The 25,780-nt window shown below is 67.6% G+C and carries 20 protein-coding genes; 13 read left to right on the forward strand and 7 right to left on the reverse strand.

Features of this window, described 5'->3' with window-relative positions; all coding sequences use genetic code 11:
* Positions 1-47: 47 nt before the first annotated feature.
* The 9 genes from DD559_RS17120 to DD559_RS17160 all read left to right on the forward strand — a co-directional run bounded on the left by DD559_RS17120 (position 48) and on the right by DD559_RS17160 (position 12,441).
* Positions 48-2,204 carry a thiamine pyrophosphate-dependent enzyme gene (locus DD559_RS17120; RefSeq protein WP_116470237.1) on the forward strand — a complete coding sequence of 719 codons (2,157 nt, stop codon included), beginning with the start codon at positions 48-50 and terminating at the stop codon, positions 2,202-2,204.
* Positions 2,201-3,772 carry an indolepyruvate oxidoreductase subunit beta family protein gene (locus tag DD559_RS17125; protein ID WP_116470238.1) on the forward strand — a complete coding sequence of 524 codons (1,572 nt, stop codon included), beginning with the start codon at positions 2,201-2,203 and terminating at the stop codon, positions 3,770-3,772. Before DD559_RS17120 ends, DD559_RS17125 begins: the two co-directional genes overlap by 4 nt.
* 78 nt (positions 3,773-3,850) lie before the next feature.
* Positions 3,851-4,333: a MarR family winged helix-turn-helix transcriptional regulator gene (locus tag DD559_RS17130; protein WP_116470239.1), complete on the forward strand. Its 483-nt coding sequence runs from the start codon at positions 3,851-3,853 to the stop codon at positions 4,331-4,333.
* Between the two features lie 140 nt (positions 4,334-4,473).
* Entirely contained in the window at positions 4,474-6,087 is a 1,614-nt protein-coding gene (locus tag DD559_RS17135) for an AMP-binding protein (RefSeq protein ID WP_165831130.1), read from the forward strand.
* Positions 6,087-7,256, forward strand: coding sequence for a thiolase family protein (locus DD559_RS17140; protein ID WP_116470240.1), 1,170 nt, complete (start codon positions 6,087-6,089; stop codon positions 7,254-7,256). The genes DD559_RS17135 and DD559_RS17140 overlap by 1 nt, the downstream gene beginning before the upstream one ends.
* Positions 7,253-8,470 (forward strand): SDR family NAD(P)-dependent oxidoreductase, encoded by a 1,218-nt coding sequence (locus DD559_RS17145; protein WP_116471001.1) that lies wholly within the window; start codon positions 7,253-7,255, stop codon positions 8,468-8,470. The genes DD559_RS17140 and DD559_RS17145 overlap by 4 nt, the downstream gene beginning before the upstream one ends.
* Positions 8,467-9,264 (forward strand): cyclase family protein, encoded by a 798-nt coding sequence (locus DD559_RS17150; RefSeq protein WP_116470241.1) that lies wholly within the window; start codon positions 8,467-8,469, stop codon positions 9,262-9,264. Before DD559_RS17145 ends, DD559_RS17150 begins: the two co-directional genes overlap by 4 nt.
* A 116-nt stretch (positions 9,265-9,380) precedes the next feature.
* Complete coding sequence (locus DD559_RS17155) at positions 9,381-10,877, forward strand: APC family permease (RefSeq protein ID WP_116470242.1); 1,497 nt, start codon at positions 9,381-9,383, stop codon at positions 10,875-10,877.
* Between the two features lie 31 nt (positions 10,878-10,908).
* Positions 10,909-12,441: an aldehyde dehydrogenase family protein gene (locus tag DD559_RS17160; RefSeq protein ID WP_116470243.1), complete on the forward strand. Its 1,533-nt coding sequence runs from the start codon at positions 10,909-10,911 to the stop codon at positions 12,439-12,441.
* A 10-nt stretch (positions 12,442-12,451) separates the two neighbouring features.
* On the opposite strand, the gene DD559_RS17165 is transcribed toward DD559_RS17160, so the two are convergent.
* From DD559_RS17165 to DD559_RS17175, 3 genes are read right to left on the reverse strand one after another with little or no spacing between them, the layout of a single operon-like run.
* Positions 12,452-13,744, reverse strand: coding sequence for an NAD(P)/FAD-dependent oxidoreductase (locus tag DD559_RS17165; protein ID WP_116470244.1), 1,293 nt, complete (start codon positions 13,742-13,744; stop codon positions 12,452-12,454).
* A 23-nt stretch (positions 13,745-13,767) separates the two neighbouring features.
* Entirely contained in the window at positions 13,768-14,190 is a 423-nt protein-coding gene (locus DD559_RS17170; protein ID WP_116470245.1) for a Rid family hydrolase, read from the reverse strand.
* Between the two features lie 32 nt (positions 14,191-14,222).
* The gene (locus DD559_RS17175) at positions 14,223-15,359 is read right to left on the reverse strand and encodes an ornithine cyclodeaminase family protein (RefSeq protein WP_116471002.1); all 1,137 of its coding nucleotides are present in this window, start codon (positions 15,357-15,359) and stop codon (positions 14,223-14,225) included.
* A 163-nt stretch (positions 15,360-15,522) separates the two neighbouring features.
* Between DD559_RS17175 and DD559_RS17180 the strand changes: the two genes are divergently transcribed.
* Complete coding sequence (locus tag DD559_RS17180) at positions 15,523-16,584, forward strand: AraC family transcriptional regulator (RefSeq protein WP_116470246.1); 1,062 nt, start codon at positions 15,523-15,525, stop codon at positions 16,582-16,584.
* A gap of 12 nt (positions 16,585-16,596) precedes the next feature.
* Here the strand turns inward: DD559_RS17180 and DD559_RS17185 are convergent, their stop codons facing one another.
* The 3 genes from DD559_RS17185 to DD559_RS17195 are packed head-to-tail and all read right to left on the reverse strand — an operon-like array spanning position 16,597 to position 18,247.
* On the reverse strand, positions 16,597-17,211 hold the full coding sequence (locus DD559_RS17185) for a hypothetical protein (protein WP_116470247.1): 615 nt from the start codon (positions 17,209-17,211) through the stop codon (positions 16,597-16,599).
* 2 nt (positions 17,212-17,213) lie between these two features.
* Positions 17,214-17,714: a DUF6644 family protein gene (locus DD559_RS17190; RefSeq protein WP_116470248.1), complete on the reverse strand. Its 501-nt coding sequence runs from the start codon at positions 17,712-17,714 to the stop codon at positions 17,214-17,216.
* A 47-nt stretch (positions 17,715-17,761) separates the two neighbouring features.
* The gene (locus DD559_RS17195) at positions 17,762-18,247 is read right to left on the reverse strand and encodes a DUF6644 family protein (RefSeq protein ID WP_116470249.1); all 486 of its coding nucleotides are present in this window, start codon (positions 18,245-18,247) and stop codon (positions 17,762-17,764) included.
* Positions 18,248-18,503: 256 nt separating this feature from the next.
* Between DD559_RS17195 and DD559_RS17200 the strand changes: the two genes are divergently transcribed.
* Together DD559_RS17200 and DD559_RS17205 are read left to right on the forward strand one after the other, a co-directional pair.
* Positions 18,504-19,892, forward strand: coding sequence for a helix-turn-helix domain-containing protein (locus DD559_RS17200; protein WP_133243850.1), 1,389 nt, complete (start codon positions 18,504-18,506; stop codon positions 19,890-19,892).
* A 171-nt stretch (positions 19,893-20,063) separates the two neighbouring features.
* Complete coding sequence (locus DD559_RS17205; protein WP_116470251.1) at positions 20,064-21,422, forward strand: serine hydrolase domain-containing protein; 1,359 nt, start codon at positions 20,064-20,066, stop codon at positions 21,420-21,422.
* Between the two features lie 26 nt (positions 21,423-21,448).
* Here DD559_RS17205 and DD559_RS17210 read toward each other — a convergent pair whose 3' ends face one another.
* Entirely contained in the window at positions 21,449-22,726 is a 1,278-nt protein-coding gene (locus DD559_RS17210) for a hypothetical protein (protein WP_133243851.1), read from the reverse strand.
* A 385-nt stretch (positions 22,727-23,111) separates the two neighbouring features.
* On the opposite strand from DD559_RS17210, the gene DD559_RS17215 reads away from it, so the two are divergent.
* Positions 23,112-25,613 (forward strand): TonB-dependent receptor, encoded by a 2,502-nt coding sequence (locus tag DD559_RS17215; protein WP_165831132.1) that lies wholly within the window; start codon positions 23,112-23,114, stop codon positions 25,611-25,613.
* Positions 25,614-25,780: the final 167 nt, after the last annotated feature.

A 25,780-nucleotide genomic window follows, 5' to 3' on the forward strand; every position in this document is an offset into this window, starting at 1 on the left:
CAACCCTACCGATATATATGCAAATGCATATAAATGGGAGGAGCCCGATGGCCGAGCGTTCGTTTGCGCGGGAAGTGGAGCATTTGCGTCTGGGAGCCGGCGACGTCTTCTCCGGCGAAGCGATCCTCGCGATCACCAAGGGGCTGCTGCAATCGGGCGTCGCCTATGTCGGCGGCTATCAGGGCTCGCCGATCTCGCACCTGATCGACGTGCTTGCCGATGCCAAGGACGTGCTCGACGAACTCGGCGTCAATTTCCAGAGCTCCGCCAACGAATCCACCGCGGCGGCGATGCTGTCGGCCTCGGTGATGTATCCGGTGCGCGGCGCGGTCGCCTGGAAGTCGACGGTGGGCACCAACGTCGCCTCCGACGCGCTGTCCAACCTCGCCTCGGGCGGGGTGACCGGCGGCGCGATGGTGATCGTCGGCGAGGATTATGGTGAAGGCTCCTCGATCATGCAGGAGCGCAGCCACGCCTTTGCGATGAAATCGCAGATGTGGCTGCTCGATCCCCGGCCCGATCATGCCTGCATCGTCGATCTGATCGAAAAGGGCTTCCAGCTTTCCGAGGCGTCGAACACGCCGGTGATGCTGCAGGTCCGCGTCCGCACCTGCCACATGCATGGCAGTTTCCCGTGCAAGGACAATGTGCCGCCGCCGCTCACCGTCGCCCAGGCGCAGAGCAACCCGAAGCGCGATCTCGGCCGGATCGTGCTGCCGCCCGCCGCGTACGAGCATGAGCGCGAGAAGATCGCCCAGCGCCTGCCCGCCGCGATCGATTTCGTCCGCGAACACCGGCTGAACGAATGGTTCGGCCCGCAGGAGGCGCCGGTCGGGCTGATCCTGCAGGGCGGCATGTACAACAACGTCATCCGCGCGCTGCAATATCTCGGCCTGTCCGATGCCTATGGCAACACGCAGATCCCGCTCTATGTGATGAATGTCACCTATCCGATGATCGATACCGAGGTCGCCGCCTTCGCCGAGGGCAAGGACGCGGTGCTGATGATCGAGGAGGGGCAGCCCGAATATCTCGAACAGGCGCTGCACACGGTGCTCGGTCGCCGCGGCATCGCCACACGGGTGCGCGGCAAGGACGTGCTGCCGATGGCCGGCGACTATACCGCGCAGGCCCTCCTGACCGGGCTCCAGCGTTTCCTGGAGGAGAGCGCGCCGCGCTTCCTTGGCAACCGCCCGCCGGTGCCCGATGCCGCGCCGGTGCTTGCGCATCCGGTGGTCGAGAAGCTGAAGGAGGTGGTCCCCAGCCGTCCGCCGGGTCTGTGCACCGGTTGCCCCGAACGCCCGATCTTCGCGGCAATGAAGATGGTCGAGCAGGATCTCGGCGCGCATCACATCGCGGCCGATATCGGCTGCCACCTGTTTTCGATCCTGCCGCCGTTCAACCTCGGCAACACGACGATGGGCTATGGCCTCGGCCCGGCATCGGCGGCTGCGTTCGGCGGCAAGGCGGAGAAGCGTTCGATCGCGGTGATGGGCGATGGCGGCTTCTGGCACAACGGCCTCACCAGCGGCATCGGCAACGCGGTCTACAACAAGCATGACGGCGTGTTCCTGATCGTCGACAATTTCTATTCCTCGGCGACCGGCGGGCAGGACATCCTGTCCTCGCGTGCGCAGAACAAGGATCGCGCGACCAACAATCCGATCATCGATGCGGTGAAGGGCATGGGCGCCAAATGGGTGCGCGAGGTCGACCGCACCTATGACGTGGCCCGGATGCGCGACACGCTCAAGGAAGCGCTGACCACCGAGGCGGAGGGGCCGAAGATCATCATCGCCTCGTCCGAATGTATGCTCAACAAGCAGCGCCGCCTCAAGCCGCTGGTCGCCAGGAAGATCAAGAATGGCGAGCGCGTGGTGAAGGAACGCTTCGGCGTCGACGAGGATGTCTGCACCGGCGATCATGCCTGTATCCGCCTGTCGGGCTGCCCGTCCTTGTCGGTGAAGCAACTCGACGATCCGCTGCGCGACGACCCGGTCGCCGCGATCGACAATAGCTGTGTCGGCTGCGGCAATTGCGGCGAGGTATCGGAAGCGGTGGCGCTCTGCCCGTCCTTCTATCGCGCCGATGTGGTGCACAACCCCACCCGCTGGGAGCGCACCACCAACCGGTGGCGGATGGCGGCCATCCGCTTCCTGCAACGGCGCCGCACGATGCGTCGCCCGCTGATGGAGATGGCATGATGCTGGCGGACGCCTTGAACCTGCCGCTGGCGCCCGCCGGCGTCGCCACCGAACGCCCGATTTCGATCGCCATCGTCGCGATGGGCGGGCAGGGCGGTGGCGTGCTGACCGGATGGATCGTCCGCCTTGCCGAGGATGCCGGCTGGGTCGCGCAATCCACCTCGGTGCCGGGCGTCGCCCAGCGCACCGGCGCGACGATCTACTATGTCGAGATGATGCCCGCGTCGAACGGCCGCAGGCCGATCCTGGCGCAAATGCCGACGCCGGGCGATGTCGATATCGTCCTCGCCTCCGAATTCATGGAGGCGGGCCGTTCGATCCTGCGCGGAATCGTCACGCCCGATCGCACCACGCTGATCGCCTCCAGCCACCGCTCGCTCGCCATCGCGGAAAAGAGCGCGCCCGGCGACGGCATCGCCGACAGCGGCTCGGTGCTGGATGCGATCGGTGTCACCGCACGGCGACAGATCGTGTTCGACATGGATGCGCTCGCGGTCCGCAACGGCAGCGTCATCTCGGCGGCGATGTTCGGGGCGCTGGCCGGATCGGAGGCGCTGCCTTTTGCGGTTCCGGCCTTCCATGCGGTGATCCAGCAGGAAGGCAAGGGCGTCGCGGCAAGCCTCAAGGCGTTCGACGCCGCCTATGCGCGCGCGCGCTCCGGCCCCGCCGCGCCGCCGGCCGTGCCGGAGGGGGCCGTACCCGCCATGCCCGCGGTGCCGGTGACTGCGCCGGACAGGCGGGTGGCGCGCTTGCTCGCCCGTCTGCACGACGAGGTGCCGGACGCGGTGCGCCCGATCGCCTATGCCGGGCTGGCCAAGGTCGTCGACTATCAGGACGAACGCTATGGCGACGAGTATCTCGATCTTCTCGCTAAGGCCGTCGCGATCGAAGACCTGCTCGGCGGTGCGCCGCGCGGCCATGGCTTCGCGCGGAACGCGGCCAAATATATCGCCAACGCCATGGCCTATGACGATGTGATCCGCGTCGCCGATCTGAAGACGCGGCCGGGCCGGCGTGCCCGCGTCGAGCGCGAAGTGGGCGTCCGCGCGGAGCAGATCCTGCATACGACCGAGTTCATGCACCCGCGCATGGAGGAAATCGCCGGCACGCTCCCGCTGGGCGTCGGCCGCTGGTTGCAGCGTCGCCCGCGGCTCTATGCCTTTCTCGATCGGCGGGTGAGCAAGGGGCGCCGGGTGCGCACCTATTCCATCCGCTGGTTCCTCGCCTTGTATCTGCTCGGCGGTCTGCGCGGTCTGCGGCGCGGTTCGCTGCGCCACGCCGCGGAGGTCGCCCATCGCGATGCCTGGCTGCGGCAGGCGATCGACACCGCGATGCAGAATTATGCGCTCGGCATCGAAGTGCTGAAGTGCCGCCGCCTCATCAAGGGCTATTCCGATACCCATGCCCGCGGCCTTTCGAAGTTCGACCGGGTAACCGCGACGATCCGCCGGATCGAGAACCGGCCGGACGCGGCGGACTGGGCGCGGCGGCTGCGCGAAGCGGCGGTGAAGGACAGCGGCGACGGCAGTCTGGACGGCGTGATCCGAACGATCGAATCCTTCTGCTGACCGTCGGCTCGATTGACCCGCGCCGCTGCCGGGGGGCATAGCGCCGTCCACCGGGAGGCGCAGGGGAGGATTTCGGCGATGGCGAAGACGGAAGCAGCTGCCACCGAACGGCCGCAGCCGCCCGAGACGCAGGACGCGCTCGAACGCAATCTTTCCTATCTGGTCAATCGTCTCTCGGCCGTAGGCCAAGCGGCGCAGAACCGGCGTCTGGCCGCGTGCGGGGTCAACACGGTGACGCTGCGCACGCTGTCCGTGCTCTACATCCAGGATGGGCTGACGGTGAACGAGATCACCGCCCGCGCCTTTGCCGAACAGTCCACCGCCAGCCGCGCGATCGATTCGATGGTCAATGCCGGGCTGCTCGAGCGCCGGATTCCACCCGGCGACCAGCGCCGCCGCGAGATCGGTCTCACGCCGGCCGGGCGCGCGCTGCTGCTCGAATGCTGGCCACACATGGCGGAGCATAATGCGCGTCTGGTCGAAGGCATCGACACCGCCGACATCGAGGTGTGCCGCCGCGTGCTCGCCCGCATGATCGAGAATGTCCGCGCCCAGGGCTGACGCGGATCGCATCGCAAAAATCACCGTGCCGCCGTGATGGTCGCTTGACTCCGGCCCGTCTGCGCATAGGATATATGCAAATGCATATTTAAGCGTCGCAGCCGCCGGGAAGGCCGCGCGATCCTGGAAGGGGAGGGGCGGTGAACAGCGAAACGACGTTCTCGAGATTTGTCGCGGCTGCCGAAATCTATCGCGACCGCCCCTTCCTGGCGGTGCTGCCCGAAACCGCCGCCATCTATGGCATCGATGCCGGCGAGATCCCGTATGGCGCCATGCTTGAACGGGTGCTGGCGTGGCAGGCGGCGCTGGCGGCGGCGGGCTTCGGCGCGGGCACGCGCGTCGGGCTGCTGCTGGAGAACCGGCCCGTCTTCCTGGAGATCTGGTTCGCGCTCAACGGCCTCGGCGCGTCGGTGGTGCCGATCAATCCCGATCTGCGGCGCAGCGAGCTGGAATATGTGATCGGCCATTCGGAGATGCACGCCGCCTTCGTGTTGCCGGCGCGGCGGGACGAGGTGGCGGCGGCGGCGCGCGCCGCTGGCAACGCCATGGCCGTCACGGTGCCGGGCGAAGCGATTCCGGCGCTTGCGCGCCCGGCCGTGCAGGCGGCGGCACCGGATTCGGCGACCGAGGCCGCGCTGCTCTACACCTCGGGCACGACCGGCAGTCCCAAGGGGTGCGTGCTTACCAACGCCTATTTCCTCCAGTCGGGGGACTGGTATCGCGATGTCGGCGGCTTGATCGCGCTGCGTCCCGGTGTGGAGCGGATGCTGACGCCGCTACCCGTCTTCCATATGAACGCGATGGCCGTTTCGGTGCTGGCGATGGTGACGATGGGCGGCTGCCTGATCCTGCTCGATCGCTTCCACCCGGGCAGCTGGTGGCAGTCGGTGCGGCAGAGCGGTGCGACCTGCCTCCATTATCTCGGCGTCATGCCGTCGATTCTGATGAAGGCGCCGGCCTCGCCGGAGGATCGCGCCCACGCGGTCCGGTTCGGCTTCGGCGCCGGCGTGCCGGCGGCGCTGCACGGCGTGTTCGAGGCGCGCTTCGGCTTTCCGCTGATCGAAGCCTGGGCGATGACCGAAACCGGCGGCGGCGGCACGATCTGCGCGAGCCGCGAGCCGCGCAAGATCGGCACCAGTTGCTTCGGCCGTCCGTCGTCCGATGTCGCGATCCGGATCGTCGACGATCAGGGGGTGGACGTCGCCGGCGATGCGCCGGGCGAGTTGCTGGTCCGGCGGACGGGGGCGGATCCCCGCAAGGGCTTCTTCCAGGCCTATCTGAAGAACCCGCAGGCGACCGAGGAGGCGTGGCAGGATGGCTGGTTCCACACCGGCGACATCGTGTCGCGGGATGCGGACGGCGATCTGCACTTCGTCGATCGCAAGAAGAACGTGATCCGCCGCTCCGGGGAGAACATCGCCGCGGTCGAGGTGGAAACCGTGCTCGGCCGGCATCCGCTGATTCAGCAGGCCGCGGTGGCGGCAACGCCGGATGCGTTGCGCGGGGACGAGGTGGCGGCGCTGATCGTTTGCCCGCCCGCCTATCGCAGCGCCGAACAGGCCGAGGCGATCGTGCGATGGTCGCTCGATCAGATGGCCTATTACAAGGCGCCGGGCTGGGTGGGATTCGTCGATGCGCTCCCGCGCACGCCGACCGAGAAGATCCTGCGCGCCGCGCTCAAGGATCAGGTCGCCGCGCTGATGGAGGCGGGCGGGTTTCATGACACGCGCGCGCTCAAGAAACGGCAGGTCTGATGCGCGCCAGTGTGCCTTATGACGGCGTGGTCGTCTGTGCACCGGTGACGGTGCCCTATCAGCGTTTCTCCGATCGTTCGGCCCATTGGTGGGCTGGCAAGGCGATGCGCGCGCTTGCCGACGCCACCGGGCTGCGGCCGGGCGATGTCGACGGCTTCTGCTTCGCCAGCTTCACCTCGGTGCCGGACAGCGCGGTGGGGATGATCCAGCATCTCGGGCTGGCGCCGCGCTGGCTCGATCATCTGCCGACCGGCGGAGCGAGCGGGATCATGGCGCTGCGGCGCGCCGCCCGGGCGGTGCAGTGCGGCGATGCCGAGATCGTCGCCTGCGTCGCCGCCGATACCAACCATATCGACAGCTTCCGGCAGGGGCTTGCCGGCTTTTCGCGCTTCTCGCGCGATGCCGTCTATCCCTATGGGTTCGGCGGGCCGAACGCCACCTTCGCGCTGATCACCGACGCCTATATGCGGCGCAACGGCGTGACCCGGGAAGATTTTGGCAGGCTCTGCGTCGCCCAGCGGCGCAATGCGCAGAGCAATCCCTGCGCCTTGCAGCGCCGGCCGCTGACGCTGGATGCCTATCTTGCCGCGCGTCCGATCGCCGATCCCGTACACCTCTACGATTGCGTGATGCCCTGCGCCGGTGCCGAGGCGTTCCTCGTCACCACGCCCGAGGTCGCGGCCCGGTACGGACTGCCGGTCGCGCGCGTGCTGGCCACGATCGAGCGCCACAATGCGTTTGCCGGCGATCCGGTGCAGTGGCGCGGCGGCTGGGCGATGGATGTCGACGCGCTCTGGCAGGGGGCCGGCATCGCCCCCGGCGACGTCGATACGGTGCAGGTCTATGACGATTATCCGGTGATCGTCGCGATGCAGCTCGAGGATCTCGGCTTCTGCGGCAAGGGCGAGATCGGTGCCTTTCTTCGCGCCACTCGCTTCGAGATCGATGGCGATCTGCCGCTCAACACCAATGGCGGCCAGCTATCGGCCGGTCAGGCGGGCGCGGCGGGCGGCTTCCAGAACGTGACCGAGGGGCTTCGGCAGGTGCTGGGCTGCCCGCTCGGTGCGCAGGTGCCGGAAGCGCGGCGGGCGCTCCTCTCCGGCTTCGGCCTGGTGAACTATGATCGCGGCGTATGCACCGGCGCGGCGGTGATCGAGCGCGCGGCATGACGGCGGGTCGGCCCTATCGCCCCGTCCGCGATCCGCTGACGCGCCCGATCGAGCGGCACGTGCCGCCGGCCCTGCGGAGCCGGGCGATGCACGCGATGTCGGCACATGCCGCGCTGGGCCGGTTCGTGCTCCAGCATTGCACCGATTGCGGTGCGGTCACCTATCCGCCGCGCGATATCTGTCCGGCCTGCTGGGGCGATCTCGCCTGGGCGGATCAGGCGCGCGGTGCGACCATCCTCGCCGAAACCGTGATCCGCACGACCACCGATCTCTATTTCCAGGCGCATCTGCCCTGGCGGATCGGCACCGCCGCGCTGGATGCCGGTCCGGTCGCGATCGTCCATCTCCACCGCGACCTTGCCGTCGGCGACCGCGCGGCGATGCAGCTGATGCTCGATAAGGGCGGTAACGCGGCCCTGTTCGCCTTGCCCGTCCAAGGAGAAGACCCGATGGCCGATCCGCAGTGGCGCGAATTCGTCGTGCCGGTGCACGACCGTGCGGTGCTGGTCACCGACGGCGACACGGCGCTCGGCAAGGCCGTCGTCCGCGCGCTGGTCGCGGCGGGGGCGGGCGCCGTGTTCGCCGGAACCTCCGCCCCCTCCGTGCCGGCCCTGGCCGCCGACGATCCGCGCCGCGCCGCGGGCGTGCGCCAGGTTCCGCTCGATCTGACGGACGGGCGATCGGTCGCCCGCTGCATCGCCCAGCTCGGCGGCCCGATCGACATCGTCGTCAACACTGCCCGCTTCGTGCGGCCCGGCGGCGTCCGCGCGGATGCCGGCCTGCTGCACCAGAAGCGCGCGCTCGATTTGGGGGTGCTCGGCCTGCTGCGCCTGGCGGAGGCGGTGGCGCCGATCCTTGCCGGGCGGCCCGCCGGCGCGTTCGTCGATATCCTGTCGATCCACGCGCTTGCCGGCGATGCCCGGTTCGCCGGCTTTTCCGCCGCCGAAGCCGCGCGCCATTCGCTGCTGCAGAGCTTCCGGCACGAAATGCGCGCTGCGGGCGTGCGCGTGCTGGCGGTCTTCGCCGGTGCGATCGATGATGCCGACCACCAGTCGCAGCCATCGCCTCGCGTCGCGCCCGCTCGGCTCGCGCAGGGGGTGATCGATGCCCTCGCGCTGGGGCGCGAACAGCATTGCGTCGGCGATGTCGCCCGCGATCTCATGGACCGCTGGTTGGCCGATCCGGCAACCACGCTTAGGGAGCAGAATGGATGACCGGCGCTGCCGAAACGCTTGCCGCCCTTGCCGGCGGCCTCGCCGACGGGACCATTCGGGTCGTCGACCTGACCAATACGCTTTCGCCGGACTTTCCGGTGATCGTGCTGCCCGCCGAGTTCGGCCAGTGCGAGCCGTTTCGGATGGAGCGGGTCTCGCGGTACGATGCCGATGGCCCGGCCTGGTATTGGAACAACATTTCGATGAACGAGCATACCGGCACGCATTTCGACGCGCCGGCGCATTGGATCACCGGCCGGGACGTGCCCGAGGGCACCGTCGATCGCGTGGTTCCGCGCGATTTCGTCCATCCGGCGGTCGTCATCGATATCAGCGCGGAAAGCGCCGCCGACGAGGATTTCATCCTCACCCGTGCGGCGCTTGAGCGATGGGAGGCGCAACATGGCCGCATTCCGCCGCGCCACTGGGTGCTGCTGCGCACCGACTGGTACAAGCGGGTGGGCACGCCCGAATATCTCAACCTGAAGGACGATGGCGCGCATTCGCCGGGGCCGGACGGCGATGCGATGCGCTTTCTGGTCCATGATCGGGATTGCGTCGGGCTCGGTGTGGAGACGGTCGGCACCGATGCGGGGCAGGCCTCGCGTTTCGCGGAACCGCTGCCGGCGCACAGCATCCTGCACGGCAATGGCCGTTTCGGCCTGCAATGCCTGACCAACCTGGATAAGCTGCCGGTGTTCGGATCGATCATTCTGGCCAGCCCGCTGAAGATCGAAGGCGGCTCCGGCAGCCCGCTTCGCGTGGTCGCGCTGGTCGCGGGCCGGGCCGGCTAGCGCTGGCCGGAAATACAAAGGCGCGGGCCGCACGCGCAATTTCGCGCGTGTGCCGAAGGCCCAAAGGTGCGGACAATGCTCTGGACAACGGGGCCACGACAAGGAGGGCGCGCGGCATGGCCGAAACTGCAGGGACCATCGGCGCGCAATCCGGTGCGGCGCCGTCCGGGCTGATGGCCGGAACGCTGGGCAGCGGCGACATCATCTTCATGATCCTCGCCTGCGCGGCGCCGATGGGCGTGCTGGCGGGGCTGATCCCGCTCGCGCTCGCCTTCGGCAACGGCGTGGGGACGCCGGGCACGCTGCTGCTCGTCTGCGGGGCGATGCTGCTGTTCGCGGCCGGCTATGTCCGCATGATCCCGCACATCCGCAATGCCGGCGCCTTCTATGCCTATATCGCCGCCAGCCTGAACAAGGAGGCGGGGATTGCCGCCGCCTATGTCGCGGTCGCCGCCTATGTCTGCGCGGCGACGTCGATTTTGGGTGCGCTCAGCTTCTTCCTGTCCGATTTCGTGCGGCAGATGCTCGGCGTATCGACCCGCTGGGAGCTTTGGGCGGTGGCGAGCATCGCGCTGGTGGCATGGCTCGGCTATCACAAGATCACCATGGCGGCGAAGGTGCTGACGGTGGCGCTGCTGCTCGAAGTGGGCGTGATCCTGGTGCTCGACCTGGCGATCCTGTTCGACAAGGGCTGGGCGGGGATCAGCTTCGCCAGCTTCACGCCCGCCGCGATCTTCGCACCGGGCCTCGGCATTTCGGTGATCTACGCGATCAACGGCTGTGTCGGCTTCGAGGCGACGGCGATCTACCAGGAAGAGGCGCGCGACCGCGAACGCACGATCCCGCGCGCTACCTATGGCGCGATCCTGGTGCTCGGCACCTTCTACGTGCTCTCGTCCTGGTGTCTGGTGCTCAGCATCACCCCCGGCGACGTCAAGGCGGCGGCAGGGGCAGACCCGGGGCGGCTGGTCGCGCGGGTGGCCGAACGCTATCTCGGCGGCATCGGCCGCGACGTGCTGTCGCTGCTTACCATCACCAGCCTGTTCGCCTCGGTGCTGGGCTTCTTCAACAACATCACCCGCTATCTCTTCGCGCTGGCGCGCGACGGCCTCGCGCCGGGCGTGCTGGCACGGGTCCATCCGCGCCACGGCTCGCCTTCGGCGGCGTGCTTCGTGCTGACCGCGATCCTGTCGCTGGTGGTGGGGGCCTTCGCGCTGGCCGGGCTCGATCCGCTGCTCAACCTGGCGACCAGCCTGTCGTCGATGGGCGCGGTGGGCCTGATGCTGCTGCTCACCACGACCTCGCTGTCGGTGCCGATCTTCTTCGCGCGGCGCGGCGAGGTGTCGTTCGGCAAGACGCTCGCGCCGTTCCTCGGCGGGGTGCTGATCGCGATCGCGACCTATCTGTCGCTGACGAACTATTCGGCGCTCACCGGCACCACGCTGGCGATCGTCAACGATCTGCCGTTCCTCTTCGTGCCCCTCGCCGCCGCCGGGTTCCTGCACGGCCTGTACCTGAAGCGGCGGCGGCCGGCACTCTATGCGCGCGTCGGCACCACCCAGGTCGACATCCTGCCCGGCGAGGAAAAGGCCGGCGCGATGGCGGCCGCCTGATCGCCGGATCGACTTTCCTTCGGAGTATAGGATGACCACCACCGATTTCGCGCCCCTGCCGGAAGCCGCCGCGCTGCCCAAGGTCCGCCTGCCGCAAGGGCTGTTGCTGCTCGACGGCGCGCTGGTCGAGCCGCTCGACCCCGCCCGCCGCATCGCGGTGCGCGATCCGAGCACGGGGCAGACGATCACCACCATTCCGGCCTGCACGCCCGCCGATGTCGATCGGGCGGTCGCCGCGGCGCATCGCTGCTTCGAAAGCGACGCCTGGCGATCGATGCGGCCGCTGGATCGCGGGCGGCTGCTCGAGCGGCTGGCGCTGCTGGTGGAGGACCATGCCGACGAGCTGGCGGCGCTGGAATCGCTCGACAGCGGTAAGCTGATCGGCATCACCCGCGCGATCGATCTCCAGTTCACCATCGACGGCCTGCGCTATTTCGCGGGCTGGAGCTCGAAGACGCCCGGCGAGTATATCACGCTGTCGCCGCTGGTGGCCGAACCGGCCGTCTATCGCGCCTATACCGAACGGCGGCCGGTGGGGGTCGTCGCCGGCATCACCCCGTGGAATTTCCCGATCGGCCAGGCGATCCAGAAGCTCGCCCCGGCGATCGCCTTCGGCTGCACCGTCGTCCTCAAGCCCTCCGAGGAAACGTCGCTGACCACGCTGCGGCTGGGCGAACTGATCCTCGAAGCCGGTTTCCCCGCGGGCGCGGTGAACATCGTCACCGGCTATGGCCATGACGTCGGCGCGGCGCTGGTCGAACATCCGCTGGTCCGCAAGATCGCCTTTACCGGCTCGACCGCGACCGGGCAGCGCATCCTGGCGGCGACCGCGAAGACGATGAAGCGGGTGACGCTGGAGCTGGGCGGCAAGTCGCCGACGATCGTGCTCGCCGATGCGGACCTGGACCGCGCCATCCCCGGCGCGGCGGCGGCGATCTTCTCCAATGCCGGCCAGATCTGCACCGCCGGATCGCGGCTGCTGGTCGAAGCGCCGGTCTATGACCGGGTGCTGGAGGGCGTGGCGGAGATTGCGCAGACCCTGCGCCTCGGCGGGGCGTTCGATCCCGCGACGCAGGTGGGGCCGCTGATCTCGGCCGGCCAGCGCGACCGGGTGGCCGGGATCGTCGAGGGCGGCGTTGCCGAGGGTGCGGTCGCGGTTGCCGGTGGCGCCACCGGCGCGGGGGAGGGCTGGTTCTATCGCCCGACCGTGCTCGCCGGGCTGCGGCCCGATATGGCGGTGCTGCGCGAGGAGATTTTCGGGCCGGTGGTGTGCGCCGTGCAGGTCGCCGATCCGGCCGAGCTGATCCCGATCGCCAACGATACGCCCTTCGGCCTCGGCGCGAGCATCTGGACGCGCAACCTCGATCGCGCGCACCTGCTCGCCGACCGGATCAACGCCGGCACGGTGTGGCTGAACACGCACAATGTGCTCGATCTGGCGATGCCGTTCGGCGGCAACGGCCTGTCGGGCATCGGCCGCGAGTTCGGCAGCGCCGCCGTCCATGCCTTCACCGAGCCGCGCGCGGTGTGCATGCGGCTCGATCCGCAGGCGGCGCTGCGCTGACCGGCGCCGCTTAGAAGCGGTCGAGCCGGTAGGGCGCGGGGTCGAGGATCGGCTTCGCGCCCGTCACCAGGTCGGCGGCGAGTTGGCCTGCCGCCGGCGCCGTGCCGAAGCCATGACCCGAAAAGCCCGAGGCGAGCGTGAGGCCCGGCACCGCCGGTACCCGCGCGATCACCGGGTGCGAATCCGGCGTCACGTCGATCATGCCCGCCCAGCGCTGCGCGATCGTCGCGTCCGCAAAGGCGGGCCAGGCGGCGATCAGGTTGCGCATCGCCTCCTGGATCAGGCCTTCGTTGACCGGCGGGTCCATCGTGCGGAGGCGCTCCAACGGCGCCACCGCCTCGCGCCGCCAGCGCCGCCCCAGCGCCAGATAGGCGGCGAAGTCGCTGCCATAGCCGAGCCGGAGATTGTGCCACTGCGCCCGCAGCGTCGGCAGATAATGGAGGCCGATCCGCAGGTGGTCGGGCGTGATCGAGGTCTGCAGCGCGCCGCGCTGGGTGATGGTGAAGCCGCCGTCCAGCCGCTTGCGGAACGAGAAGTCGGGGCCGCCCACCGCCATCTCGGTCGGGCCTTCCATCGGCGCGGTGCGCAGCACCGAGGCGACCAGCGGCAGCGTCGGCAGCGAAACGCCGAGATTGCCGAGGAACCGCCGCGACCAGATGCCGCCGGCGAGCAGCACCTCCTCGCAGCCGATCTCGCCGCGTTCGGTCACGACGCCGGAGACGGCACCGCCGCTGCGCGCCAATGCCTGTGCCGCGCACTGCTCAACGATCACCGCGCCCTTGGCCATCGCCGCCCGCGCGATCGCGCTGGCGGCGAGCGTCGGCTCGGCCCGCCCGTCGGAAGGCGTGCAGATGCCGCCCGCCCAGCGCGCTGCGCCGCCCGGCACCAGCGCATCGATCTCGCCGGGACTCAGCAGCCGGGAATCGAGCCCCAGTTCGCGGACCGAGGCGATCCAGGCTTCGTGCGGGGCCATCTCCGCTTCGCTGCGGGCGACATAGAGGATGCCGGCCTGGCGATAGCCGACCTCGGCGCCCACCCGCTCGGGCATCGCCGCCCACAGGCGATCCGATTCGGTGGCCAGCGGCACGTCGGCGATCCCACGGTTGGTCTTGCGGACCCAGCCGAGATTGCGGGAGGATTGCTCCCCGGCGATGCGACCCTTTTCGATCACGGTCACCGGAATGCCGCGCTCGGCGAGCACCAGCGCCGCCATCAGGCCGACGATGCCGCCGCCGATCACCACGACGGTGGTGGTGGCAGGCAAAGCGGGGGAGGTGCGTACGGGCGTGATGGCGGGGGCCATGGGGGCAGTCGATCCGAAGGGGCTCAGAGGGTGATGGTGCGGCGCTGCACCTCGGCCTGCGATGCGCCGCGATAGGCGGTCACGTCGATCTCGACCTTGTATTCGGTCGCGCCCAGCTGCGGGCAGGTCATGGTCAGCGTCGGGTCGATGCCCCGCATCCGCTCGCCATAGGCGGTCATCACCGTCTCCACATCCTCGGGGAATTGCACGAACACGCGGGCGGCGATCACGTCTTCCAGCCGGGCATCCACCGATGTCAGCGCGGCCTCGATATTGGCCAGCACCTGGCGGGTCTGTTCGGTCAGGTCGGCGGGGATCTGCTTGGTGCGCGGGTTGCGGCCCGCGGTGTTGGATACGAAGATCCAGTTATCGACGGCGACGAGCCGCGAATAGCTGCCATGGTCCTCGAACTTCGAACCGGTCTTCACTTTGACGATGCTGGTCATGCGGTCTGCCTGGATGGGAGGGGGGGGGAGGGTCAGCGGAGGATCGGCTCGTCCCACAGGTTGAGCTCGACGCCGATCCCGCGGGCGATGGCGTTGCGATAGACGATGGTGCCCCAGGCCACGTCCTCCACCGCCATGCCGCCGACCGAGAGGACAATGATCTCTTCCTCGTTGCGGCGGCCGGGCGTGGCGCCGGCGACGATCGCGCCCAGATCCTCCAGCGTGGCGGGGTCGATCCGGCCTTCGTCGACCAGGTCGAGGAACTGCACGCCCACCGCCGGGATGATGGCGTGGACGGGCTTGGGGTTCTCCTCCTGATACGCCTCGTAGAGCCCGCGATTGTCGAGCACCTTCCGGATCTCCGGCGCCTCCATGCTCGGATCGATCGTGCAGGGGGCGGGCATCGACAGGAAGGCGCCGGGCTTCACCCAGTCGCGCTTGATCAGCGGGTAGAGCGACGGATCGCCGGTGGCGACCGAGGCGCAGAAGGTGGCGATGTCGCTGCCGCGCACGGCTTCCTCGTCGCTGTCGACGACGTGTACGGCCAGCTGCGGAAAGGTCTCCGCCACCCAGGCGCGGAAGGCGTCGAGATTCTTCTGGCCGCGCCCCTTGATCTTGACCGTGTCGATCGCCGGGCAGACCGCCATGAAGGCGGCGAGCGAGGTCCGCGCCATCACGCCGGGACCGACGATGCCGACGACGCGCGAGTCCTTTCGCGCGAGGTGCCGCGCCCCCACCCCCGGCACGGCGCCGGTGCGATAGGCGGAGAGCAGATTGGCCGACATCAGAGCAAGCGGCGCGCCGGTATCGACGTCGTTGAGCATGAAGGTGAGGATCGAGCGCGGCAGGCCCTTGTCGCGGTTCGCTACGTTCGAGCCATACCATTTCATCCCCGCCGTGCCGAAGCTGCCGCCCAGATAGGCCGGCATCGCCATGAAGCGGCGATCGGTGGTGGCGAGCGGCATGGTCGGGAAGGGCGAACTCTCCGGGAACATCAGGATCGCGCCGTGCGAATTGTTGTGCGGCCCGGCCATGCGATAGTCGCCGCTGTGCAGCAGCGCGAACATCGCCTCCATCGCGTCGACACAGGCCGGCATGTCCGTCACGCCGGCGCGGACCATGTCGGGTTCGGAAAGATAGATGAAATTGATCTTGGTCGCGCGGGTCATATAGTCCACATTGCTGGGGCCGGGCACCGGGATGCGCGGGACGAAAGGTCCTGCCGCATGGCGGCCCAGAAGGGAGCTCCTGTTTCTCGCACCGCAGCGGCGGGGTGAATTGCAGAGAGGGTTACCGCCCTTGCGAAATCGGCCAATCGAAAGGCTGGGAGAGATGGAACATAGCGTCCCCGAAAATGTGCCCGCCGCCGGACGGGAACAGGCGACCATACGCCTGCTGTTCCTGTCGGCGCTGATCGATGCGCTGCCCGATGTCGGTGCCCGAATCGAACCGCTGCTGCGCGATCACGGCTTCCTGCTGGCGCAGATGGCGACACCGTACGAACGTGCCCCGCTACATCGCTATATCGCGCTGCTGGAAAAGGCGGCGGAGCGCTTCGATCGGCCGTTCCTGGGGCTGGAGATGGGCACCCGCTTCGGCCTGGCCGAACTCGGCCCTTTCTATGCCCTGCTGCGCGCCGCCGGCACGCTGCGCGGGGCGTTCGCGCTGCTCGCTCTGTTCCAGAGCCGGCTGCAGACGCGCACGCTGTTCGATCCGGTGATCGATGAGGAGGTGACGACCTACAGCTATCGCATCGAGGATCCGGCGATATGGCCGCGCCGGCAGGATGCCGAATTCACCATGGCGGGGATGACGACGCTGGCACGCCAGCTGGTCAACGCCCGATGGGCGCCGGTGGCGGTGCATTTCGAACATGCCGTCAAGGGGCGCGAGGCGGAGCTGGCGCGCACCTTCCGGGCGCCGGTCCATGGCGGGCGGATCGCCAACCAGCTCGTCATCCGCAACTGTGATCTCGATCGCCCGTTCCCCAACGCCGTGCCGACCGAGGACGGCAAGCTGCGGGCGATCCTGGAGGTGCATCTGCTCGATCTGATCGGGGCGGATCCGGCGCCCAGCACCAGCCTGGTCGCCCAGGCGGTGGAGCTGATCGAACGGCGCCTTGGCCGGATGCATGTCGATTGCGCATCGCTCGCGGCGGAGTTCGGCCTTTCCGAACGCTCGTTCCGCCGGCGGCTGATGGAGGAGGGAACCTCGTTCCGCGCGCTGCTGCAGGCGGCGCGGCAGGCGCGGGCCTGCGCGATGCTGCGCGCCTCGGACATGCCGATCGCCGAAGCCGCGCAGCAGCTCGGCTATTCCGATACCGCCACCTTCTCGCGCGCCTTCAAGGATTGGACGGGCATGTCGCCCGGGCAATATTCGAAAGCCGCGCCCTGAACGGCGCGGCGGTTATTCCGCCGGCCGTTGCGAGTTGGGATACCAGAAGGTGACGTGGCAGGCCTCGCAGCGCTGGTCCAGATCGCCGCCGACGCGGTACAGCGCGTCGACATTCTTGGCGTCGATCGCCTGCAACGCCTTCACCGCCTGTTCCTGGGCACTGTCGGCATAGAGGTTCCAGCTATCGCGATCGCGCGCGATGCGGGCATCGATCTCGGTGGGGGAAAGTTCGCCCAGCCCCGGCTTGGTGCCGGCGGGCGCGGCGTGGCGGCCTTCCATCTTCACCAGGTTCATCGCCTCGATCAGCGTGATGGCGTGGCGGCGGACCGCCTTCCATTCCTCGTCGGTGCGCGGCAGGCGCTGTTCTACACCCGCCTTGGTGACATGGACGCCCACCGCGTCCCAAACGCCGTCGGCGGCGGGATCGACGGTCGAATCCATCAGTTCCCGGATGGTGACCAGTATCTTCGGCGCGGCGCCGGCGCCGGTGCCGGCTGGCGTCGGCGCAGCGGGCGTCGGCGCCGGGGCCGGGGCGCCGGAACCGCACGCCCCCACCATGCCGGCGGTCACAAGGGCCAGCGTGGCCAGGATCCGCCGGCGCGTCGCGATGGAAAGGAAAGGGGCCATGGTCAGAACACCGAAAGGGTGAAGCCGATCAAGCGACCGAACACGATCACCGTGATCCACAACAGCAGCGAAAAGGCGCCCGAAAGTCGGGCGGCGAGCGGCGGCGGCAGCGCATCGTCCCATGCGACGATGCGGCGATAGGCCGTCAGGTGGAACACCGCCATGTTCAGGCCGGCGGCGAGGATCGCGATCATCTTCCACTGGAACTGCGCGTTGTTCGAATAGGCGACGGCATTGGAGATGAACAGCAATCCGCCGGTCACGATCGCGCCGGCAAAGGCGACCCAGGTGAACGGCAGCAGCTCCACGATCAGCTGGCGTGCGCCGCGGCGGTGCGATTGGAAGCCCAGCAGCCGCAGATCGACGATGCAGATCGTGCCGAACACCAGCGTGATCGCCAGGACGTGCAGCGATTCGATCCAGGGGAAATAGCTGGTGTTTTCGCGGATCGCGGCGGCCAGCGGTGAATCATAGAGCTTCTGAAACAGTGGTTCCAAGGACATGGCGGCCCCTCCCAAGAATGGCGATGATGGCGGTGATGCGGGCGGCGTCAGGTGTAGGCGATCCAGCGGCCGCAGAAGATCACCGCAACCCACACGATCAGCGAGATCCACGCCGCCGGTTTCACCGCCTGGCGCCAGCCTGCATGTTCCAGCCCGAAGGCCGGATCGAGCAGCGGCTTGCGGAAGAACAGCGTGAGCGCGAACGCGAACAGTACCAGGCCCATCTTGGTCCAGAACACGGTGTTGCCCAGGGTTCGGCCCGGCTCGGCCACCAGCATCACGATGCCGGTCAGCAACAGCACGATCAGCGCGGCCCACATCCAGGGCAGGTATCGCCGGACGACGCGGGCCGGCGATTCGTCGGTCGCCAGCACGCCGGCCAGGCGCAGATCGGATACGAGCGCCGATCCCACGACGATGGCGATCGCCAGCAGATGGATGCTCTGCACCGCTGGGATGATCCAGGTGATGTCCCGGATCGTGGTGCTGAGCGGCGTCTCGTACAGCCAGTTGCCGAAGCTCTCGATCGACATGCGGCGAACTCTCCCATGGTTGCGTGGCCGAGATCCGGTGCCCGGCGGAAGCCGGACCTGGTCTGCCATCTATGCTGTCTTTAGCGGTAGGCCCCCGGATCGGGGCGTGCGGATCATCTAGGCATGGAAATCGGCCTGCCGGAAATCTGAAACGGTTCGCAACGGCGACAGCGGCGGTGTGAAACGTCTCGATGTGCCATCCCGGTATCGCAAAGGCGTTGCGGACGGGGCTGCTTCGACTATGACCTTGGCGATCATGAGTGCTAGCGAAGACGGCCCCCAGCAGGGATCCGCGCCTGTGCCGAACGGGCTTGCGGAACCTGATGAAAGTGCGCGGCTGCTGGCCGAGGCGGAAGCCGTGCGCGCGGCGATCCGGGGCAAGCGGTCGGACAAGCTTTCGCGCCTGTTCGATTTCCTGTTGGAGCGTACCATCGCCGGCCGCCCGCCTTCGGAGCAGGAGATCGCGCGCGAGGCATTCTCCAATGGCCGCGATTCCGAAAACGGCCAGGACGCGACGGTGCGGGTCTATGTCCACCGCCTGCGCAAGGCGCTGGAGACGGTCTATGCCGATCGCCCGGGTGCGCGCATCTCCATTCCCAAGGGCGAATATCGCCTGGTCCTCGGCCAGGACGTGCCGCCGGGGGAGGTAGCGGAGCCGGCGGCCGGTGGGGCGGTCGCGCCGCCTGGGTCGAAACTGCCCTGGAAAGGGCTTCTGCTTGCCTTGGCGGTGCTGCTGGTCGCGAATCTGGTCGCTTGGGCGGTGCTGGTACGGCCGTCGCCGCCGCGGTCGGGGCTTGCCGGCACTCGCTTGTGGCAGGCCATCGCGCAGGACCATCGGCCGATCACGGTCGTGCTCGGGGATTATTATCTGTTCGCCGAACCTCCCGCCGCGGCGGGAGGCGCGACGGCGTCGCCGCCGCGGCTGGTGCGGAACCCGGCGATCAACGCGCGGGAAGATCTCGACATCTATCTGATGGCGCATCCCGACAAGATCGGCCGGGCGGTGGACATGGATCTGCGCTACGTGCCGGCAGGCGCGGTGGCGGCGCTGGACGATCTCTTTCGCGCGCTCACCACCCTACGCCCCAACCCACCACCCAGCCTCATCGCCGCGTCCCAGCTTACGCCCGATATCTTGAAAACGTCGGATGTAGTCTATGTCGGCCAACTCAGCGGCCTGGGTACGTTGTTGCGCAATCCGTTGTTCCAGGCGTCGCGCTTCAAGATTGGCGGCACCTATGACGAGTTGATCGATACGCTGTCGGGGCGACTCTACCGCTCCGATGGTGGAATCGTGCAGTCGGACGAGCATATTCCGCGCCGCGATTTCGGCTATCTTGCCAGCCTGCCCGGTCCTTCGGGCAATCATCTCGTTGTGATCGCCGGGATGCGCGATCCGGCGCTGCTGCAAATGACCGAATTGGCGGTCTCGCCCGACCGGTTGAAGGCGCTCGGGCAGCAGGCACCGCGCGAACCCGGCGGGTTCGAGGCGCTGTATCAGGTCCGCACGATGGGTACGCTCAATCTGAACGGGGCACTGTTGCTGCAACGGCCTTTGCGGGCCGGGGGCATCTGGGATCAGCCCAATGCCAGCCAGCGCTTTCCCGATGATGCCTATGAAGGGGCGGGGCACGCGCGGCGCTAATCGTTTGGGGCATCGTCCTGGCCGGTTTCGCAATTTGGGCGGCCGTTCGGGCAATAACCAGCACCGGTAATTCCGGCCACCATCTGCGCCGTGTCAAAGCCATACTCCTTGCCCCGTCGGCGATTGCACGGTCCTGCCCGGTTTTGCGGCTGGCTGGCATGGCTGTTGGCGATGCTGATACCGTTCACCGCACAGGCGGATCCCGTCGACGAGTATGTGCAGGCAGAGATGGCCCGATATCAGATACCTGGGGTCGCGATCGCGGTGATGCGCCACGGCATTCTCGTTCGTGCGCAGGGCTATGGATTCGCCAATCTGGAACATTTGGTGCCGGTGCATCCAGATACGCTGTTCAAAAGCGGCGCGGTCGGGATGCAGTTCACCGCGGCGGCGACGATGCTGTTGGTCGAGGATGGCAGGCTTCGGCTCGATGAGTCGATCCGCACCTATCTGCCCGAGGCGCCAGATGGTTGGGCGCCGATCACGATCCGCCAGCTGCTTCAGCACAGCTCGGGCCTACCGGCCACGCCCAATGGCGAGTTCCGCACCGATTACAGCGACGACGCGTTGCTGGCGGTCCTGTATCGGCAAGCGTTGAATTTCCCGGCAGGGTCGCGCTGGCGCTTCAGCTATGTTGATTATGTCGTGCTAGGCTTTATCATCCACCGGGTGACGGGCGAGCTCTTCACGGAGCTTCTCGCGCGCCGCATCTTCCAGCCGCTCGGGATGCGCACGGCGCAGTCGATCGACGAAGGAGCAGTGATTCCCAACCGCGCTGCGGGCTATGAATTCGGCAGCGGCGTGGCGCGTAATGCAGAATGGGTTTCGCCGACTGCTAATTCAACAGCTGACGGAACGCTCTATCTTTCGGTGCTGGATTTTGCGGCGTGGGAGAAGGGGATCGTCCAGAAGCTTGTGTTGCGGGCCGATAGCTGGGCGGCGATCGGCGCGGGAGCGACGCTTCCGGGCGGGCACCGTCTGCCCTATGGCTTTGGCTGGTATCTGGATCGGCGCGCGAACCAGCCCGTGTGGCGGCACGACGGAAACTGGCAGGGTTTTCGGAGCAGCATCACCCGCTATCTCGATGCGGGCTGGACGGTGGTGGTGCTCGCCAATGGCGATCGTGCCGATCCCGATCGCATCGGTCGCCATCTCGCCGGCCTGCTCGATCCCGCGCTGGCGGAGGCCGATGCGCCGCCGCTGGCGGTGCAGGATGTGGCAGACAATGCCGCGATCGGCACCTTGCTCGAGCGGATCGCCGCGGGCGCGGTGGATCATGGTGCGTTCGCGCACCTCTCGGACCTCGATATCACCGAAAGCGTAGCGGAACAGCGCGCGATGCTTGCCCCGCTGGGCGCCGTGCAGGCCGTTGCCGCCTTCGCGCGCAGCCGGGAGGGCGGCGATGTCTATGCCCGATATCGCGTGCGCTATGCCGCGCAGATCATCGATGTCAGGATCGTGCGGACGATGGGCGGCAAGGTCGCGGATCTCGAACTGGCGCCGGTCGAACGCTGGACCGCGCCGCTCTGACCGTGCCCCTCTGACCGCGCCTTGGCTCAGGGGCGGGTGGCGCGGGGCGTCGGAGTGGCAACGGCGCGCAGCGGGCGCGCGGTAACCAGGGTGCGGGCGAGCCGCACCGATCCTGCCGTCCGCACCTTGAACAAGGCTTCGAACGCCGCCGGCGATCCGATCCTGCGCGTGAGCTGCTGCATCTGCGCGGTATCGCGCACCAACGCGGCCATATCGCGCACACCGCCGTCGCCGAACCCCGAAATCACCAGGATATGGCGACCCGAAGGGCCCGGAATGCTGGCGATATAGCCGAAATCCTCCCGCGATTCCTGGCCGTCGACCTGGCTCGACCGGATGGCGTAGCGCTGCTGCGAGGCGCGGTCGGTCAGCGTCGTTCCCGTCGCGTCGAGCGAGAAGCCGGATAGCTGGAACAGGGGCGCGGCCAGCAGCCCCAGCGCGGCGAGCGGCCCGACATAGACGATGTCGTTGGCATCCAGCATCTGGGCGGTGAGGCGCGATGATGCGATCAGCCGTGGCCCGGCGCCGCCGCCGGCCTCGGCGCCCAGCGACGGCAACAGGCTCCAGGCCGCAACCGCCGTCCCGAACGGAGTGTAGCGCATGTCGAGATCGTACAGCCGATAAAAGGCATCGGGGTGCGTCGTCAGATAGGCGCCGAAGTCGCTGCGTGAGCGTATCCCCGGCTCAAGGACGATCTGCTTGATATCTTTCTGGTTCTCAGTTTCGGCGAGCATGTAGGAATCGCCGATCGCGACCAAGGGGCTGCTGCCCGCGGGCAATGCCTGCCAGAAGCCGCCGCGGCTCGGGCGGCCGGTATTTTCCTGCGTGCGCGCGGCGATGTACCACCACCCCAGTCCGTTGATCGCCGCCACCGCCGCAACGATGCCCAGCCATCGCGTCCGCCTGGGCGTGCCGTTGTTGCGCGGGGCGGGTGCGGGAGGCGTCACGGGCACCGGCGTCGCGGCCGCCGCCGGGATCAGCACGACCCGATACTCGCCTTTCGGAATATCGAGCCGCAGTCCTGATTGTCCCGCATAGAATTCGTCCAGCCGCTTCCGCAGCCGGTACATGGTTACCCGTACAACCGAATCGGGCGTGTCGTTCTGGCCGGGATCGCGTCCGAAGATCGCGAGGGCGATCTCCACTTCCTTCGGCGCACGATCGTCGCGCGATCGCTCGACCAGCAAGTCGAACAGCTGGAGGAATATCGGCGATCGACCGGCGGCGAGCGCCGCGCGAAATCGCGTGACTTCGGTGGCGAATGCCTGTTCCTCGGTGGCGGCGGGTGCGGCTGGATCCATCACGTGCCGCTGCTTGCCATCGAAAAGACAGGGCGGACGGCTACGGGAGCGATTGTCTTTGCCTTTCTGCGATCCGCGATACGCCGATCGTAGCCGGATCGAAGCCTGCCGCAAGGCGAAAATCGGCCCTTTCCGGCCAAAGTGTAACTGTTCAGAACTGTTTATTTTGAGCAACAAGCCTACCAAGATAAGGCGATAGTGTTACGAAACGTCATCGTTTTCGCGTGTCGCGGCGGTGGTCGTCACGGCGAAGGAAGCCGGCGGTTCCCCGGTCCGGTTCGCGGCGGGCGAAACGAGAACATGCCCGATCAAGGGCGCAATCAAAGCGCTGGCAGAGATGCGGTGCCCATCGGGCCATCGCACCGAAACGCGCATAGGGAGGATAAGGATGATCCATCGTCCATGGAAGCCGCGGCTTCGGTCGCAGCGGCTGGGCCTGTTGACGGGCGCGCTGCTGCCCGCCGCGTTGTTCATGCCCGCTACGGCACAGGCACAGGCACAGGCACAGGCACAGGCAGACACGCCCCCGGCATCGCCGTTGCCGGCCGCGCCCATCGGGCAGACACCACAGGCTACGCCGCCTGCCCAGCCCGCGTCTCCGGCCGAGGTGGCAAGCGGCGACGACATCGTCGTCACCGCCAACCGCCAGGCCCAGTCGCTCAGCCGCGTGCCCGCCAGCATCGTCGCGAAGAGCCAGATCGAACTCGACAAGCAGGGCATCCGCTCGATCACCGATATCGCGCGGCTCACCCCCGGCGTCACCTTCGGCCAGAGCACTACCGCCTTCGGCACCGGCCAGTCGACCATCGCCATTCGCGGCGTCGATTCCAGCTCGGGCATTCCCACCACCGGCGTCTATATCGACGATACGCCGGTGCAGACACGCACCGGCGTGAGCCCGTCGCTCAGCAATGCCTATCCGCAGGTTTTCGATCTCGATCGCGTGGAAGTGCTGCGCGGCCCGCAGGGAACGTTGTTCGGCAGCGGATCGGTGGGTGGCGCGGTGCGCTTCATCTCGCCGGGGCCGGAATATAACGCGACCAGCCTCTATGGCCGCGCCGAAGTCGCCGCCACCGAGAATGGTGCGCCCAGTTACGAGTTCGGCCTGGCCGGCGGCACGCCGATCAAGGAAGATGCGATCGGCCTGCGCGCCAGCGCCTGGTATCGCCGCGACGGCGGCTATATCGATCGGCTCGATCGTTTCACCCAGCGCGTCACCCAGCGGGACATCAACAGCCAGGAAAGCTTCTCGGCGCGGCTGGCGCTCGGCTGGAAGGTAACCGATACGCTCACCGTCACGCCGTCGCTGTTCGTGCAGGATGTGAAGTACAACGACGGCTCGCGCTACGAACTGGCGACTTCCGATCCGTCGCGCGCGCGCTACAATCTAAGCCTCAACGTGCTGCCCGAATATCGCAAGGATAGCTTCTACCTGCCGGCGCTGAAGGCGTCGCTCGATCTCGGCAGCATGACGCTGGTGTCCGATACGTCCTACTTCACCCGCCGCACCGAATCTGCCAGCGACGATACGACGCTGAGCCTGGCGATCTATGCGGGCATCCCCGATCGCTTCCTGCCGGAGTTCGCCGATTACACGCCGTCGACGTTCAACCGCACCCGGCAAAAGGCGTTCACCCAGGAACTGCGTCTGCAGAACGCCAATACGGCGGCGCGGCTCAACTGGATCGTCGGCCTGTTCTACCAACATTCGAACGTGTTCGATCAATATGCGGGCAGCGATCCGCGGCTGCTCGACGTGGTGAATGTCGGGCAGGCGCAGAACGGCCAGCCGCCCTTTGCCTCGCTGTCGGAAAATCCGCAGTTCGGCGTCGAGCTGTACCAGGGCCGTTTCTCCACTTTCCAGCGCAACATCCATGTCGACGATCAGAAGGCGGCCTATGCCCAGGCCGATTATGAGATCGTGCCCCGGCTGAAAGTCACCGCCGGCGCCCGCTATACGATCGCCGATTATCGCTATGACGGCTTCACCGCCGGGCCGCTGTTCGCCACGGCGGGCAAGAGCGACGTGCTCAAGGTCACCAGCCGCACGGTGACGCCGAAGTTCGGCCTCGCCTTCCAGGCGGACAGCCACAATCTGTTCTATGCCAGCGCCGCCAAGGGCATTCGCGGGCCGGGCGTGTCGCCGGCGGTGGGCATCAGCTGTGCGGCGGATGCGGCGGCAATCGGTTTCAACCCGTCCGTGTCGAACACGATCAATCCCGATTCGGTTTGGAGCTACGAAGCGGGCAGCAAGAACCGGCTGTTCGATGGCAAGCTGCTGGTCGATGCCTCGGTCTATCGGGTGAAATGGAAAAATGTGCAGACGCTGCTGGTGCTGCCGATCTGTCAGCAGCAGGTGATGCTGAACCTGGGGGATGCTCAGATCGACGGCTTCGATCTCGCGCTCACCATCCGGCCGGTCCATGGCCTCAGCCTGGGGGCGGCGGTTTCCTATGTCGACGCGCGCTATACCACCGATATCCCCGGCGCCGGCGGTAGCATCATTCGTCGCGCCGGCGAGCCGCTGCCGGCGGCACCCTGGTCGGTGCAGCTGAACGGGGAATATAGCCATCCGATCGGATCGGATGAACTCTATCTGCGTGCGGATTATGCCTATAGCAGCAAGAACGATACGCCGCTGAACCTCAACTCCCCGCTGGTCGATCCGGCGCTGCCGCGGCCTCCGGCGACGTCGTTGCTCAACCTGCGGCTCGGCGCGCGGATCAAGACAGCGAACAAGGACGGGATCGATTTCAGCCTGTTCGTCAACAACGTCACCAACAGCCACCCCGTGCTGGCCCTGTACCACGACACGCTGACGTCGACGCGTTTCCGTGCCGGGACCTTCCGTCCGCGGACGATCGGGCTCACGGCAACCTTCCGCCGCTGAAGACCATGGCTTGCCGCGCCGGGCTGGAGCGCCCGGCGCGGTCTGCTTGTCTGGCGGCCGTGATGAACGGGCTAGAGCAATTTCACCTTGGGTGAAGACGCTCTACGGTGTTGATTGCCGCATTTTCCGAGCCGCTGACCGTAAACGGTCAACTTGAAAATGCTCTT

The organism is Sphingomonas pokkalii, from assembly GCF_003096275.1.
Taxonomy (GTDB): Bacteria; Pseudomonadota; Alphaproteobacteria; order Sphingomonadales; family Sphingomonadaceae; genus Sphingomonas; species Sphingomonas pokkalii.